The organism is Saccharopolyspora soli (assembly GCF_022678645.1).
In the GTDB taxonomy this organism is placed as follows: Bacteria; Actinomycetota; Actinomycetes; order Mycobacteriales; family Pseudonocardiaceae; genus Saccharopolyspora; species Saccharopolyspora soli.
On record NZ_JALBWV010000027.1, the window covers coordinates 100,576 to 115,534 of the forward strand.

The window sequence follows — 14,959 nt, forward strand, 5'->3', positions numbered from 1 at the left end:
CTGGTCGTCCGCGGTGCGCTGGGCCGGGCCCAGCCGCTTCAGCGGACGACGACCACCGGGCAGGCCGCGTGGTGCACGAGCTTCAGGGCCACCGAGCCGACCAGCATGCCGGTGAAGGCGCCGTGCCCCTTGTTGCCCACCACCAGCAGATCGGCCTGTTTGGACAGCTCGACGATCTCGTCCACCACGTGCCCGCGGATGAGCCGGGGCCGCACGTCCACGTCCGGGAAATCGGCCTTGACCGCTTTCACGGCAGTGTCCAGCGCGTTGCGCGCCCGCTGCTCCAGCTCGCTGTCCGGGGTCGGCAGACGATAGCCGAATTGCACCGGCTGGTGCCAGACCATGATCGCGTGGGCGATGCCGCCGACCTCGCGGATCTGGTTGGCGGCCCAGCGCAACGCCCGCACCGATTCGTCCGATCCGTCCACGCCGACTACGACGGTCTGCGGCATTTCCGACCCCTCCCCGCGAAGTTTGGGCGATCTTGTCCGGATCGTATGGCACCCCGTCACCCGTGGCAAAGCACGACACTACGCACCGCAACCGCAAAACGGTGCCCGCAGTGCTCCACACATCGAGACACCACAGGATGACGGGAGGGAGTGAGGGGCACCTGTGACCCACTTACTTGGTCGCAGGTGCCCCTCACCTCTCACCTGGTTGGAGTCAGAGCTGGTTGACGGCGGTGATGCGCAGGACCGCCGTAGCGGCTTCGTCGGATTCGGCGAGGTCGACCTCGGCGCTGATGCCCCAGTCGTGGTCTCCGGCCGGGTCGGCGAAGATCTGCCGCACCAGCCAGCGCTCCGGCTCCTCGGTGATCATCAGCAGCGCCGGGCCGCGCGCGTCCGGGCCGGTGCCGATCTCGTCGTGCTGCTCGAAGTACTCCTCCAGCGCGTCGGCCCACGCGTCGGCGTCCCAGCCGCCTTCGGTGTCCAGCGCACCGAGTTCGTCGTAGCGCCGCCGGGCCGCGAGCTCGACGCGGCGGAACAGCGCGTTGCGCACCTGCACCCGGAATGCGCGCTTGTTGGCCGTGACCCGCTCCGGGCCCTCGTCCACCGCGACCGCGGTCGGCTCCGCGCCCGGATGGCGCAGCTTCTCCCACTCGTCGAGCAGGCTGGAGTCGACCTGGCGGACCAGTTCGCCGAGCCATTCGATGATGTCGGTGAGCTCCTCGGTCTTGGCGTCATCGGGCACCGTGTGCCGCAACGCCTTGTAGACGTCGGCCAGGTAGCGCAGCACCAGGCCCTCCGAGCGGGCCAGCCCGTAGTGGTTGATGAACTCGACGAAGTTCATCGCCCGCTCGTACATGTCGCGGGCCACCGACTTCGGCGACAACTCGTGCTCGCCGACCCACGGGTGTCCCTTGCGGTAGGTCTCGTAGGCGGCTTCCAGCAGTTCGGCCAGCGGCCGGGGATGGGTGATCTCCTCCAGCAGCTCCATCCGCTCGTCGTAGTCGATGCCGTCGGCCTTCATCTGCGCGACGGCCTCGCCGCGGGCCTTGAACTGCTGCTGGGACAGCACCTGCCGGGGATCGTCCAGAGTGGACTCGATCACGGACAGCACGTCCAGCGGGTAGTTCGGCGAATCGGCGTCGAGCAGTTCGATGGCGGCCAGCGCGAACGGCGACAGGGGTTGGTTGAGCGCGAAGTCGAACTGCAGGTCCACGGTCAGGCGCACCCGGCGGCCCTGTTCGTCGGGCTCGTCGAGGCGCTCCACCACCCCGGCGGCCAGCAGCGCGCGGTAGATCGCGATGGCGCGCAGGATGTGGCGGCGCTGCGTCGGCCGGTCCTCGTGGTTGTCGGTGAGCAGGTGCTTCATCGCGGCGAATGCATCGCTGGGCCGGTTGATCACGTTCAGCAGCATCGCGTGGTTGACCGCGAAGCTGGACCGCAGCGGCTCCGGCTCGGCCGCCTCCAGCTTCTCGAAGGTCTTCTCGCTCCAGGACACGAAGCCCTCGGGCGCCTTCTTGCGCACCACCTTGCGCTTCTTCTTCGGATCGGCCGCGGCTTTGGCCAGCGCCCGCTCGTTCTCGATCTCGTGTTCCGGCGCCTGCACCACCACGTATCCGGCGGTGTCGTAACCGGCCCGCCCGGCGCGACCGGCGATCTGGTGGAACTCCCGCGCCTTCAGGTGCCGGGTGCGCACCCCGTCGTACTTGGTCAGGCCGGTGATCAGCACGGTGCGGATCGGCACGTTGATGCCCACCCCGAGGGTGTCGGTGCCGCAGATGACCTTGAGCAGCCCGGCCTGCGCGAGCTGCTCGACCAGCCGCCGGTACTTGGGCAGCATCCCGGCGTGGTGCACCCCGATGCCGTGTCGCACCAGCCGGGACAGGGTCTTGCCGAACCCGGCGGTGAACCGGAAGTCGCCGATCGCCTCGGCGATCTCGTCGCGCTGCTCGCGGCTGGCGACCTTGACGCTCATCAACGCCTGCGCCTGCTCCAGCGCGGACGCCTGGTTGAAGTACACGACGTACACCGGGGCCTGCTGTCCGGCCAGCAGTTCCTCGATGGTCTCGTGCAGCGGCGTCTTGGCGTAGCGGAAGGTCAGCGGGATCGGCCGCTGCGCCGAGGTGACCACCGCGGTCTCCCGGCCGGTGCGGCGGGTCAGGTCCTCCTGGAAGAAGCTGACATCGCCCAACGTCGCCGACATCAGCACGAACTGGGTGCGCGGCAGCTCCAGCAACGGCACCTGCCACGCCCAGCCGCGGTCGGGCTCGGCGTAGAAGTGGAACTCGTCCATCACGACCTGGTCCACGTCGGCGCGGGCACCGTCGCGCAGCGCGATGTTGGCCAGGATCTCCGCGGTGCAGCAGATGATCGGGGCGTCGGCGTTGACGCTGCTGTCGCCGGTCATCATGCCGACGTTGTCCGCGCCGAAGATGTCGACCAGGGAGAAGAACTTCTCCGACACCAGCGCCTTGATCGGCGCGGTGTAGAAGCTGCGCTTACCGGCGGCCAACGCGGCGAAGTGCGCGCCGACGGCCACCAGGCTCTTGCCGGAGCCGGTCGGGGTGCTCAGGATCACGTTCGCCCCGGTGACGACCTCCATCAGCGCTTCTTCCTGCGCCGGGTAGAGCTCGATGCCCTGGTCGGTGGTCCAGGACACGAACGCGTCTAGCAACGCATCCGGGTCCGGCGAGTCGGTCGGGCTGGCTGGGAGCTGGTCGGTGAGCTTCATCGTGACTCCCATCGTCCCTGCTCAACTCCCACCAAGACGACCCGGGGTAGCCCAGCCCCCGCAGCGGTCAAGGCTGGTCCGGGTGGGTGGGGGCGAACATCCGCAGCTTTTGGGGGAGCACCACGACGCTCGGGCCTGGGGTGTGCAGTGCGTTCGCCAGGTCCCGGCGGAGGGCGTCCGCCGTGGTTTTGACCGCCGGGACGCCGAAGGCCGCCGCCAGGGCCACGAAGTCCGGTCGGGCCAGTTCGGTGGCGGTCGACTCACCGAACGCGTCGGTCAGGTATTCGCGGAGGATTCCGTAGCCGCCGTCGTCGATGATCAGCCAGGTCACGTCGAGCCGGTGCTGTACCGCGGTCGCGAGTTCGGCGATGCCGTACATCGCTCCGCCGTCCCCGGACACCGCCAGCACTGGGCCCGCGGTGGCGGCTGCTGCGCCGAGCGCGGCGGGCAGGGCGAAGCCGAGACCGCCCGCGCCCTGCGCGCTGTGCAGCGGCGCGCCGTCGGCGTTCCACGCCGACCAAGCCCAGTAGCCGAGGATCGTCATGTCCCAGAAGCTCGGCGTGCCTTCCGGCAGCGCGGCGCGGACCTCGGCGAGCACCCGCTGCTCCAGGTCCAGGTCCTGTTCCCGCAAACGGGCCCGGATCTTCTCGCGCAGGTCGGCCACCGCGTGCTCAGCGCGTCCGTCGGGTGTCCGGCGCGGCACCTTCGCCAGCAGCGCGGACAGTGCGAGTCCCGCGTCGGCGTGCAGGCCCAGCGCCGGGTAGTTCGATTCGAGCTTGCCCGCGTCGGCTTCGACTTGGATGATCCGGCCGCGCGGCGCGAACCGGTGGTAGTTGCTCGACAGCTCACCGAGCCCGGAACCGAGCACCAGCAGCACATCGGCGGCGGCGAGCAACTCGGTGCTGTGCCAGTCCTCCAACCACGACTGCCCGGACAGCGGGTGCTCCCACGGGAAAACACCCTTGGCACCGAAGGTGCTCACCACCGGGGCGCGCAGGGCTTCGGCCAGTTCGAGCAGTTGCCCGGCCGCTGCGGCGCGGGCCACCCCGCCCCCGGCCAGGATCACCGGCGACTCGGCGCCCGCGAGCAGCCGGGCGGCCTCGTCGACCAGCTCCGGCAGCGGCGCGAGGGACGCCGGAGCGGCGTTGATCGCGGTGATCGGTGGCAGTTCGGCGGGGGCGAGCAGAACGTCCTGCGGGATCTCCACCCACACCGGCCCGTACGGCGGGGTCGCGGCGGACTCCCAGGCCACGCGCAGCGCACCGGGGATCTGGCTCGCCGTCCGCACCACGTGCACCGACTTCACCACGTCCCGGAAGCTGGCCTGCTGGTCGGGGAGTTCGTGCAGGTAGCCGTGCCGACCGCCGCCCAGACCAGCCACCGGGACCTGGCTGGAAATGCCCAGCACCGGCACCGCTGCCGCGCGGGACTCCTGCAGCGACGACAGCGTCAGCAGCGCTCCCGGACCGGTCGAGACGATCATCGGCGTGACCGGGACCGGGCCGGTTGGATCGGCGGCCATCCGGGCGCGGGCGTGGCCGTCGGCGGCGAAGGCGAGGTTGTTCTCCACTCGGGAACTGATCACCCGCAGGTCCGGTGTCCGCCGCAGCGCGTCGAACAACCCCAGCGCGTGCTGGCCGGGCAGTCCGAAGACCGTGTCCGCGCCGAGCGCGCGCAGCGTCTCGACCACCAGGTCCCCGCCGATCCGACCACCGCCCATGCTGTCCTCCGTCCGAGTCTCGGTCGTGAGTGCGCAACCGGGCTCCAGCCCGGTTGGGCACTCACGAGGCTTCGGCGAGCTCCGGTTCGGAGCCGTTCAGGCGGCGGTTCCACGCCGCCAGCACCGCGTCCTCGGTGCGCGGGGTCAGCAGGCTGACCACGACGTAGCAGAGCAGGCTCGCGCCGAGGCCGTAGTAGATCGGTTCGTTGGCCAGCAGGCCGTGCACCGCCATCGAGATGATCACCACCACCGATCCGACGACCATCGAGACCAGCGCTCCGGCGCGGGTGCCGCGTTTCCAGACCAGGCCGCCGAGGATGGCCACCAGCAGCCCGCCGACCAGGATGTTGTAGGCCACCGTGAGCGCGGCGACCACGTCGTCCACCACCGCCGCGATGCCGATCGCCAGCACCCCGAGCACCAGGGTGGTGATCCGGTTCGCGGTGACCTCGGATCCGCTCGGCGCGCGACGCAGCTTGGCCATGATGTCCGTGGTGGTCACCGTGGCGCAGGCGATCAGCGCGCCGCTGGAGGTCGACATCAGCGCGGAGAGCGCGGCGGCCAGCACCAGACCGCGGACCCCGGTCGGCAGCAGGTGCTCGACGATGGTCGCGAACGCGTCGTCGGCGTCGCCGAGGTTCGGGTACAGCGCCTTGGCCGCCGTGCCGATCAGCGCCCCGGCGAAGCCGTAGACCAGGCAGTACACCCCGGACACCAGACCGCCTCCGGTCGCCACCCGCGGGCTGCGCGCGGTGAACACCCGCTGCCAGATGTCCTGGCCGATGAGCAGCCCGAACCCGTAGGTCAGCACGTAGGTGATGATCGTCGCGCCGCCGATGCTGGTCGGGTCCAGGAAATCGGCCGGTACCCGCTGCGCCAGCCCGTCGGCGCCGCCCACCGCGACCAGCGCCACCGGCAGCAGGACCAGCAGGATGCCGATGGTCTTGATGACGAACTGCGCGATGTCGGTGAGCGTGATCGACCACATGCCGCCGAGCACCGAGTAGAGCACCACGATGGATCCGCCGATGGCGACGCCCACGACGCTGGGGATGTCGAAGAGCACGTGGAAGATGGTGGCGAAGGACAGCATCGAGGTCACCGTGAGCATCAGCGTGTAGCCCCACATCACCACCCCGGCGAGCACCGTCGACGAGCCGCCGTAGCGGAGGTCGAGCATCTCCGAAACGGTGTAGACGCGCAGCTTCACCAATCGCCGCGCGAAGAACGCGTGCAGCGCCAGGATTCCGAGCCCGATCGTCAGCACCAGCCAGGCGCCGGAGATGCCGTGCGTGTAGCCCAGGCCGACGCCGCCGATGGTGGACGCGCCGCCGAGGACGATCGCCGACATGGTGCCGGAGTACATGAGCCAGCCGAGTCGCCGACCTGCGACGAGGTAGTCGCTCTTGGTGCGGGCCAGGCGCATGCCGATCCAGCCGATGCCGACCATTCCAGCGACGTAGAGCGCGATCACCGCGTAGTCACCGACCACGGCGGCCTCCTTGGCGGATGTGGATCCCGAGCGGGAAATCGAGCACTGGGGCGGGTGTCGGCGAGTGAGCCGGACCACCGTCGTTCCGGAAACCGTAGGCCCGGAGGACCGCCGACGACATGGGACGATCCGTCCTGGTTCGGCGTAGCCTGTGGCCGCTATGACCAAGGACGTCGTTTCCGCCGCCATCCCGCTGCGGGCGGTCGTCGACGATCCCGCGCTCGCCGTCGACGTCGTCGCCGACAGCGTCCGCCCTGGCAGCTTCGACTTGCCGGTGCGCTGGGCGCACGTCAGCGAGCTGCGCGATCCGGCCCCGTATCTGCTGGGCGGCGAGCTGCTGCTGACCGCGGGCGTGAACCTCGCCGCCGAGTGGGAGGAGGTCGACCGCTACGTCCTCGGTCTGCTAGACGCCGGGGTCACCGCGCTCGGTTTCGGCCTGACACCACCGATGCACGAGGTGCTGCCGGAATCCCTTCGCGCCGCCTGCGTGCGGCACGGTTTGCCGCTGCTGGTGGTTCCACAGCGGACACCGTTCCTCGCGATCAGCCGGGCCGTCGCGGTCGCGCTCGCCGAGGTGGCACAGCGCGAACAGCGGCGGGAGGCCGTCGCGCGGGAGGCGTTGACCAAGGCGGCCGTCGACGGACTGGTCCCGTTGATCCGGGAACTCGCGCAGCGGCTGGGCGGCTGGGCCGCATTGGTCGGGGCACATGACGAACTGGTCGCCGAGCACCGCGCACCGGCGTCGTGGCCGCCCGCAGAGCTGCCGGAGCTGCTGGCGCGGCTGCGCACCGGTCGTGGCATCCGCACCGCCACCACCGAGCTGCCCGATGGGACTTCCCTGCTGGCGCAACCCGTTTCGCCGCAGGCGACGGCCTCGCACCTGCTCGTCGTCGGCCGTCGCAGCCGATTCGACGGCACCGAGCGAGCGATCATCGCGGGTGGCGCCGGGCTGCTCGGCTTGGCGGGGCGGGCCGGGACGGGAACCGCCGCGCTCAGCGGGGCCACCACCGCGCTGCTGCTGCACAGCGCATCGCCCGCTGACGTGCTCTCCAGCATGCTGCCCGCGGATCGTTACCACGTGGTCGCAGGCGCCCCGCTGCGACGGCGGTCGAAGGACAGCGCAGCCGACCACGACTGGCTGAGCGCCCGCCTGCGGACGCCGCTGGTGCGGCTCGCCGAGGACGGCGGTTTCACCGCGATCGTCGACACCGCGCCCAGCCCGGAAGTCGTTGCCCGGATTCGCGAACAGGGCTGGCTGGTGGTGGTCGGTCGGGCGCATGGTGCGGCAGCGCTGCGGCAGGCGATGCCGGAGGTCGAGAACCTGCTGCACCGCGCGCGGGCCCTCGACCGCCCGCTCCTGGCCGACGGCACCGGGCTCGGACTGTCCACAGTGGTCTCACCGGAGTCGGCTGCGGCCTTCGCCGCCGAGGCGCTGAGTCCGCTGCACCAGCTCGATCCGGATCAGCGGACCGGCGGCCTGTTCGACACGCTGCGCGTCTGGCTCGCCCACCACGGCAACTGGGAGCGCACCGCGACCGCGCTCGGCGTGCACCGCAACAGCGTGCGGCACCGCATCGGGCAGGTCGAACGGGCGCTGGCCGTGGATCTCGCCGACCCGGAGATCCGGATGGAGCTGTGGTTCGCGTTGCGCTGGTGTCGCGCCCCCGCGATCGGGGACGATTGACCTAGGACACGCGTGCGGGAGGAGGGTGTCATGGCGAGCCGGAACGTGCGTTTCGTCGGGGGACCGTTGGACGGTCGAGTCCAGGACCTCCGCGATTCGGAAGCAGTCGCGGGCCGCCTCCTGCGCCACATCCACCTGCACGACGGCCCGAAGATCGAAACCCACTACGAGCTGCACTACACGCCGGAGGCGGGCTGGGTCTACCACCTCTGCGGCCGCCAGCCGTAAGCCCCACACCAGAACTCGTCCCGCCGTTCTCCGTTCGGGTGACAGGTGAAGGGCACCTTCGACCGACTATGCCGGTCAAAGGTGCCCTTCACTCATGCGCCAATCGGGTGGTTCACCTCGTGAATCCGCGGGGTGCGCAATTGTGGGTGGTCCACAAAACGACTTGCGACGCGTGTCACAGATCTGATCAGGTTCCGTTCGGGGGCGCCGGCCTACCATCTGAGCCATGGTGGCGCACTCGACGTCGAGCGGCGGCAGTCCGCAGCCCGCCCACACCGTGGAGCCGGGGCGCGGATCATCCCCGCACGAGCACGGTCCGGAACCGACCCGCGAGCAGTGGCGTGCCCAGGTCGAGAAGGTGCTGCGACGTTCCGGCCTAGTCGGCGAGCAGGCACCGGGCGGGCCGGTCGAGGACGTGCTGGCCTCGTCGACCTACGACGGCATCGCGGTGCAGCCGCTGTACACCGAGAGCTCGGTGGAGCCCGGTGCGCCGGGGTTGGCTCCGTTCGTGCGCGGTAGTCGCCCGCAGGGCAGCGTCGCCGAAGGCTGGGACGTGCGGCAGCGGCACGAGAACCCCGACCCGGCCGAAACCAATCGTGAAATCTTGGCGGATCTCTACAACGGGGTGTCGTCGCTGTGGCTGCGGCTGGGGCCCGGTGGGCTGGCCGTCGACGACCTGCCGGACGCGCTTGTCGGTGTCCACCTCGACCTGATCGGCGTGACCCTGGACGCCGGTGCCGAATTCGGGGCCGCGACCGAAGCCTTCCTGGTGCTGGCGACCGAGCAGGGGCTGCGCGGTAGCGGACTGCGCGGGAACCTCGGTGCCGACCCGCTGGGCGTGCAGGCCCGCACCGGCCAGCCCGGTGACCGCGACGCCGCGGTCGCGCTGGCCCGCCGTTGCGCGGCGGAGTTCCCGGAGCTGAAAGCGCTGGTCGTGGACGGTTTGCCGTACCACGACGCGGGCGGTTCGGATGCCCAGGAGTTGGGTTGCGCGCTGGCCGCCGCCACGACCTACCTGCGGTGGCTGACCGAGGCCGGGCTGGACATCGACACCGCCGCCGGGCTGCTGGAGTTCCGCTTCGCCGCCACCGCCGACCAGTTCCTCACCATCGCCAAGCTGCGCGCCGCCCGGCGGCTCTGGGAGCAGGTGACCCGCTCCTGCGGCGCGTCGGAGTCGGCGCGTGCGCAATCGCAACACGCGGTGACTTCGGCGGCGATGCTGACCCGGCGCGATCCGTGGGTGAACATGCTGCGCGCCACGATCGCGACCTTCGCGGCCGGGGTGGGTGGCGCGCAGGCGGTGACCACGCTGCCGTTCGACGCCGCGGTCGGCCTGCCGGACGGCTTCGCCCGGCGGATCGCCCGCAACACTCAGTCGTTGCTGCTGGCGGAGTCGCACCTCGCGCAGGTGATCGACCCGGCAGGCGGGTCTTGGTACGTCGAATCGCTGACCGACGAGCTGGCACGGGCCGCGTGGCGGTGGTTCCAGCAGGTCGAGGCGGCCGGTGGGCTGCCCGCCGCGCTGGAGTCCGGTCTGATCGCCGACCGGTTGGCGGCGATCTGGGCCGAGCGCCGCGCCGCGATCGCGCGCCGCGCGGACGCGATCACCGGGATCAGCGAGTTCCCGAACCTGGACGAGCCGCCGCTGGACCGCCCGCCCGCCCCCGTTCAGCCGTCGGGCGGGCTGCCGGTGCACCGCTACGCCGAAGATTTCGAGCGGCTGCGCGACGCCGCCGACGAGCACCTGGCCGCCACCGGCAGCCGGCCCTCGGTGTTCCTGGCGACGCTCGGCTCGCTCGCCGAGCACAACGCCCGCGCGTCGTTCGCGCGGAACCTCTTCGCCGCAGGCGGAATCGAGACCGCCGACGCCGGAGCAACGTCGTCCACAGTGGACGTACTCGCCGCCTATCCGGGCACCCCGGTGGTGTGCCTGTGCTCCAGCAACGAGGTTTACGCCGAACGCGCCGTGGACACCGCACGAGCTCTGCGGGACGCTGGCGCGAAGCACGTGCTGCTGGCCGGAAAACCGAGTGATCTGGAGGGCATCGACGGGTTCGTCCGCACCGGATGCGATGCGCTGGCCGTCCTGACCGACGTCCAGACCAGGTTGGGAGTGGGGCAATGACGCAGATCCCGAACTTCGCCGATATCCCGTTGGACACTCCGACCGCCCCCGCCGACCCGGCGCGGTGGCAGCAGGAGTTGCTGACCGCCACCGGCAAGGACGCCGACGCGCTGATGTGGGAAGCCCCGGAGGGCATCGGGATCAAACCGCTGTACACCGCGGACGACGTCGCGGGATTGGACTTCCCGCGCACCTATCCGGGTCTGGCGCCGTTCCTGCGCGGACCGTACCCGACGATGTACGTCAACCAGCCCTGGACGATCCGGCAGTACGCGGGGTTCTCCACCGCCGAGGAGTCCAACGTCTTCTACCGCCGCAACCTGGCCGCCGGGCAGAAGGGCCTGTCGGTGGCCTTCGACCTGGCCACCCACCGCGGCTACGACTCCGACCACCCGCGCGTCGCCGGTGACGTCGGCATGGCCGGGGTGGCCATCGACTCGATCTACGACATGCGGCAGCTCTTCGACGGCATTCCGCTGGATCGGATGAGCGTGTCGATGACCATGAACGGTGCCGTGCTGCCGGTGATGGCGCTCTACATCGTCGCCGCCGAGGAACAGGGCGTCGCACCGGAGCAGCTGGCCGGGACCATCCAGAACGACATCCTCAAGGAGTTCATGGTCCGCAACACCTACATCTACCCGCCGCAGCCGTCGATGCGGATCATCTCCGACATCTTCGCCTACACCTCGCAGCGGATGCCGAAGTTCAACTCCATCTCGATCTCCGGCTACCACATCCAGGAGGCCGGGGCGACCGCCGACCTGGAGCTGGCCTACACCCTCGCGGACGGCGTCGAGTACCTGCGCGCCGGACGCCAGGCCGGGCTGGACATCGACTCCTTCGCACCCCGGCTGTCGTTCTTCTGGGGCATCGGGATGAACTTCGCGATGGAGGTCGCCAAGCTCCGCGCCGCCCGGCTGCTGTGGTCGAAGCTGGTGGGCACCTTCGAGCCGCGCAACCCGAAATCGCTGTCGCTGCGCACCCACTCGCAGACCTCCGGCTGGTCGCTGACCGCCCAGGACGTCTACAACAACGTGGTGCGCACCTGCGTCGAGGCGATGGCCGCCACCCAGGGCCACACCCAGTCGCTGCACACCAACGCGCTCGACGAAGCCCTTGCGCTCCCAACGGATTTCTCCGCGCGCATCGCCCGCAACACCCAACTGGTGCTGCAACAGGAATCGGGCACGACGCGGGTGATCGACCCGTGGGGCGGCAGCTACTACCTGGAGCGGCTGACCGCCGACCTCGCCGAACGCGCCTGGGCGCACATCGCCGAGGTCGAGGACGCCGGGGGCATGGCGCAGGCCATCGACGCCGGGATCCCCAAGCTGCGCATCGAGGAGGCAGCGGCGCGCACCCAGGCCCGCATCGACTCCGGACGCCAACCGCTGATCGGCGTCAACAAGTACCGCTACGACGGCGACGAGCAGGTCGACGTGCTCAAAGTGGACAATGCCGGAGTTCGCGCGCAGCAGTTGGAGAAGCTTCGGCGGCTGCGCGAAGAACGCGACAGCGCGGCCTGCGAGGACGCGCTGCGCCGCCTCACCGCCGCGGCCGAGGCAGCGCTGTCCGACCAGCGGCCCGACGACCTGCCGCACAACCTGCTCGCGCTCGCCGTCGACGCGGCGCGGGCGAAGGCCACCGTCGGCGAGATCTCCGATGCGATGGAGCAGGTCTTCGGCCGCCATTCCGGCCAGATCCGTACCATCACCGGCGTGTACCGGGAAGAGTCCGGCCCCTCGGAACGGTTGGAGACCGCCCGCCAGCAGGTGGCCGACTTCGCCGAGGCCGAAGGCCGTCGGCCGCGCATCCTGGTCGCCAAGATGGGCCAGGACGGCCACGACCGCGGGCAGAAGGTGATCGCCACCGCGTTCGCCGACCTCGGCTTCGACGTCGACGTGGGCCCGCTGTTCCAGACCCCGACCGAGGTGGCCCGCCAAGCCGCCGAGTCCGACGTGCACATCGTCGGCGTCTCCAGCCTCGCCGCCGGGCACCTCACCCTGGTACCCGCGCTGCGCGACGAGCTGCGCGAACTGGGCCGCGACGACATCATGATCGTCGTCGGCGGGGTCATCCCACCGGCCGATTTCGACGCCCTCCGCCAAGCCGGGGCCAGCGCGATCTTCCCGCCCGGCACGGTGATCGCGGACGCCGCGCTCGGCCTGCTCGACGAACTCCGCACCCGACTCGACCACTGACCATGCCCCGAACCATCGACGTCCAGGACTACGCCAAGGGCGTGCTCGCCGGTTCCCGCACCAAACTGGCGCAGGCGATCACGCTGGTGGAATCCACCCGCGCGGATCACCGCGCGCTGGCCCAGGAACTGCTCGTCGAACTGCTGCCGCACAGCGGCGGGGCGCACCGGGTCGGCATCACCGGGGTGCCCGGCGTGGGCAAGTCGACGTTCATCGAGTCGCTGGGCTCGATGCTCACCGCAGCGGGACATCGCGTCGCGGTCCTCGCGGTCGACCCCTCCTCGACCCGCAGCGGCGGCAGCATCCTGGGCGACAAGACCCGGATGGGGCGGCTGGCATCCGATCCGGCCGCGTTCGTCCGGCCGTCACCGTCGGCGGGCACGCTCGGCGGCGTCGCGCGCGCGACGCGGGAGACGATCGTGCTGCTGGAGGCCGCCGGTTTCGACGTCGTGCTGGTGGAAACCGTCGGCGTCGGCCAGTCCGAGGTGACCGTGGCGGGCATGGTCGACTGCTTCCTGCTGCTCACCCTCGCCCGCACCGGCGACCAGTTGCAGGGCATCAAGAAAGGCGTGCTGGAACTGGCGGACGTCATCGCGGTCAACAAGGCCGACGGCGACCACGCGGCCGAAGCCCGCAAGGCCGCGCGCGAACTGCGCAGCGCGCTGCGCCTGCTCACCCCGGTCAGCGCCACCTGGACGCCACCGGTGCTGACCGCCAGCGGTCTGCACGGACTCGGCCTGGACGCGGTGTGGGAGCGGATCGAACAGCACCGGGCAGCGCTGGCCGAAACCGGTGAGCTGGCCGAGAAGCGCAGCCGCCAGCAGGTCGACTGGACCTGGGCGCTGGTGCGCGACCAGCTGATGTCGGACCTGGCCAACCATCCGGGCGTGCGGGCGATCGTGGCCGAGGTGGAAACCCAGGTGCGGGCCGGAGAACTCACCGCCAGCCTCGCCGCCGAACGACTGCTGCACGCATTCCGCGAATCCTGAGCAACCTCCCGGTGCCCGGCGCGTCCCTTGATCGACAATTCCGATCGTGGGAAGGAAGCAAAGTGCGTCGCCACCAGGTTCTCCGGGCCGCCACCGTTCTCGCCGCGCTGGCCGCGACCGCCGGACTCGCCGCCTGTTCGCAGCCATCGGCGCCAACCTCGCAGGCTCCGGGCGCCGGAATCGCACCCGGTGAACCCGCGCCGCAGGAAATCGGGCAACCGGCCGAGCACCCAGGTGAAGGCACCGGTTTCGGCAAGTGCTCGGCGGACACGCTGTCGATGCGCGTCGAATACCACGGCGACGAGGACGTGGCCCGCAGCGCCGACCTGTTCATCGCCAACGTCGGCACGAAAGCCTGCAACCTGCCCGGCTACCCGGAGTTGGCGCTCTACGACGCGAACAACCAGCCGGTGAGCATCCCGGCCGAGCCGATGGACGGCAGCCAGCACCTGTTGGAGATCAAGCCCGGTGAGCGCTTCACCGCGCCGCTGGGCTGGTCGTCGAGCCCGGAATCCTCCCCCTGCGTCGAACCGAAGACCGTCGGTGTGACTCCCCCGCTCACCTCGGACGTGAAGCAGATCCCGTGGACCGGTGGCGTGGTGTGCCGCAACGGCATCTCGATCTCCCCGTACGAGCGCGCCTGACCCGCCGGGAGTCCACGTAGGACCGAGGTCGATACTGACCACGCCGCAAGCCTCGACCTGGGACGGTGAACATGCGGATCAGCGTTGACCACACCTCGGACGTGCCGCCCTTCGAGCAGGTGCGGTCGACGATCGCGGAGCAGATCAACAGCGGCGAACTGGCGGTGGGCACCAAGCTGCCGACGGTCCGCGCCCTGGCTGCCGAACTGGGGATCGCGGCGAACACCGCGGCCAGGGCCTACCGAGAACTGGAACACGCGGGCCTGCTGGAAACCCGAGGCCGCGCGGGAACGTTCGTCAGCGGAGCGGGCGATGACGCGGCAACCCGCGCCGCCGAAGCAGCGGCCAGCTATGCGCAGACCACCCGTGCCCTGGGTATCTCCCGCGAACAGGCCCTGGCCATCGTCCGAGCCGCGCTGCAGGCGTGATTTCTCCGGGGCGAGGACTTCGTCGACCGAGCAAGGGTGTGCGTGGCTCGGGGTGGGGGGGGGGGGGGGGGGGGGGGGGGGGGCCCCGCCCCCCCCCCCCCCGGGGGGTGGGGGGGGGGGGGGGGGGGGGGGGGGGGGGGGGGGGGGGCGGCCCGGGGGGGGGGGGGGGGGGGGGGGGGGGGCCCCCCCCACGGCGCTGCTGCGACTGCTGGACCTGGGAATGTGACGGACCGTCCGCGCGTCGACCGCCTGGCGGCCGGGGATG

At 70.8% G+C, this 14,959-nt stretch carries 11 protein-coding genes; 7 read left to right on the forward strand and 4 right to left on the reverse strand.

Translation table 11 applies throughout. The annotated features are described in order from the left end of the window. Positions 1 to 38 precede the first annotated feature (38 nt). The 4 genes from MOQ72_RS21380 to MOQ72_RS21395 form a co-directional block, all read right to left on the reverse strand. Entirely contained in the window at positions 39 to 452 is a 414-nt protein-coding gene (locus tag MOQ72_RS21380) for a universal stress protein (protein WP_242185947.1), read from the reverse strand. Positions 453 to 666: 214 nt separating this feature from the next. Then, on the reverse strand, positions 667 to 3,180 hold the full coding sequence (locus MOQ72_RS21385; protein ID WP_242185949.1) for a DEAD/DEAH box helicase: 2,514 nt from the start codon (positions 3,178 to 3,180) through the stop codon (positions 667 to 669). A 67-nt stretch (positions 3,181 to 3,247) separates the two neighbouring features. Then, positions 3,248 to 4,900, reverse strand: coding sequence for a thiamine pyrophosphate-binding protein (locus MOQ72_RS21390; protein ID WP_242185951.1), 1,653 nt, complete (start codon positions 4,898 to 4,900; stop codon positions 3,248 to 3,250). A 61-nt stretch (positions 4,901 to 4,961) separates the two neighbouring features. After that, the gene (locus MOQ72_RS21395) at positions 4,962 to 6,392 is read right to left on the reverse strand and encodes a sodium:solute symporter family protein (RefSeq protein ID WP_242185953.1); all 1,431 of its coding nucleotides are present in this window, start codon (positions 6,390 to 6,392) and stop codon (positions 4,962 to 4,964) included. Positions 6,393 to 6,552: 160 nt separating this feature from the next. On the opposite strand from MOQ72_RS21395, the gene MOQ72_RS21400 reads away from it, so the two are divergent. The 7 genes from MOQ72_RS21400 (at position 6,553) to MOQ72_RS21430 (ending at position 14,694) form a co-directional block, all read left to right on the forward strand. After that, positions 6,553 to 8,076, forward strand: a complete 1,524-nt coding sequence (locus MOQ72_RS21400) for a PucR family transcriptional regulator (RefSeq protein WP_242185954.1) — start codon at positions 6,553 to 6,555, stop codon at positions 8,074 to 8,076. A gap of 30 nt (positions 8,077 to 8,106) precedes the next feature. Then, entirely contained in the window at positions 8,107 to 8,304 is a 198-nt protein-coding gene (locus MOQ72_RS21405; RefSeq protein ID WP_242185956.1) for a DUF8847 domain-containing protein, read from the forward strand. Positions 8,305 to 8,530: 226 nt separating this feature from the next. Beyond that, positions 8,531 to 10,429 carry a methylmalonyl-CoA mutase family protein gene (locus tag MOQ72_RS21410; protein WP_242185959.1) on the forward strand — a complete coding sequence of 633 codons (1,899 nt, stop codon included), beginning with the start codon at positions 8,531 to 8,533 and terminating at the stop codon, positions 10,427 to 10,429. Continuing rightward, the gene (scpA, locus tag MOQ72_RS21415) at positions 10,426 to 12,633 is read left to right on the forward strand and encodes a methylmalonyl-CoA mutase (RefSeq protein WP_242185961.1); all 2,208 of its coding nucleotides are present in this window, start codon (positions 10,426 to 10,428) and stop codon (positions 12,631 to 12,633) included. The genes MOQ72_RS21410 and scpA overlap by 4 nt, the downstream gene beginning before the upstream one ends. 2 nt (positions 12,634 to 12,635) lie before the next feature. Beyond that, positions 12,636 to 13,622, forward strand: a complete 987-nt coding sequence (meaB, locus tag MOQ72_RS21420; protein WP_242185963.1) for a methylmalonyl Co-A mutase-associated GTPase MeaB — start codon at positions 12,636 to 12,638, stop codon at positions 13,620 to 13,622. Positions 13,623 to 13,684: 62 nt separating this feature from the next. After that, positions 13,685 to 14,266 carry a DUF4232 domain-containing protein gene (locus MOQ72_RS21425; protein ID WP_242185965.1) on the forward strand — a complete coding sequence of 194 codons (582 nt, stop codon included), beginning with the start codon at positions 13,685 to 13,687 and terminating at the stop codon, positions 14,264 to 14,266. A gap of 71 nt (positions 14,267 to 14,337) precedes the next feature. Further along, entirely contained in the window at positions 14,338 to 14,694 is a 357-nt protein-coding gene (locus MOQ72_RS21430) for a GntR family transcriptional regulator (RefSeq protein WP_242185971.1), read from the forward strand. The last annotated feature ends 265 nt before the right edge of the window (positions 14,695 to 14,959 follow it).

Coding starts and splice junctions, on each gene's coding strand:
- meaB (WP_242185963.1), top strand. CDS start 12,636: ATGCCCCGAACCATCGACGTCCAGGACTACGCCAAGGGCGTGCTCGCC.
- scpA (WP_242185961.1), top strand. CDS start 10,426: ATGACGCAGATCCCGAACTTCGCCGATATCCCGTTGGACACTCCGACC.
- MOQ72_RS21430 (WP_242185971.1), top strand. CDS start 14,338: ATGCGGATCAGCGTTGACCACACCTCGGACGTGCCGCCCTTCGAGCAG.
- MOQ72_RS21385 (WP_242185949.1), bottom strand. CDS start 3,180: ATGAAGCTCACCGACCAGCTCCCAGCCAGCCCGACCGACTCGCCGGAC.
- MOQ72_RS21410 (WP_242185959.1), top strand. CDS start 8,531: ATGGTGGCGCACTCGACGTCGAGCGGCGGCAGTCCGCAGCCCGCCCAC.
- MOQ72_RS21400 (WP_242185954.1), top strand. CDS start 6,553: ATGACCAAGGACGTCGTTTCCGCCGCCATCCCGCTGCGGGCGGTCGTC.
- MOQ72_RS21380 (WP_242185947.1), bottom strand. CDS start 452: ATGCCGCAGACCGTCGTAGTCGGCGTGGACGGATCGGACGAATCGGTG.
- MOQ72_RS21390 (WP_242185951.1), bottom strand. CDS start 4,900: ATGGGCGGTGGTCGGATCGGCGGGGACCTGGTGGTCGAGACGCTGCGC.
- MOQ72_RS21405 (WP_242185956.1), top strand. CDS start 8,107: ATGGCGAGCCGGAACGTGCGTTTCGTCGGGGGACCGTTGGACGGTCGA.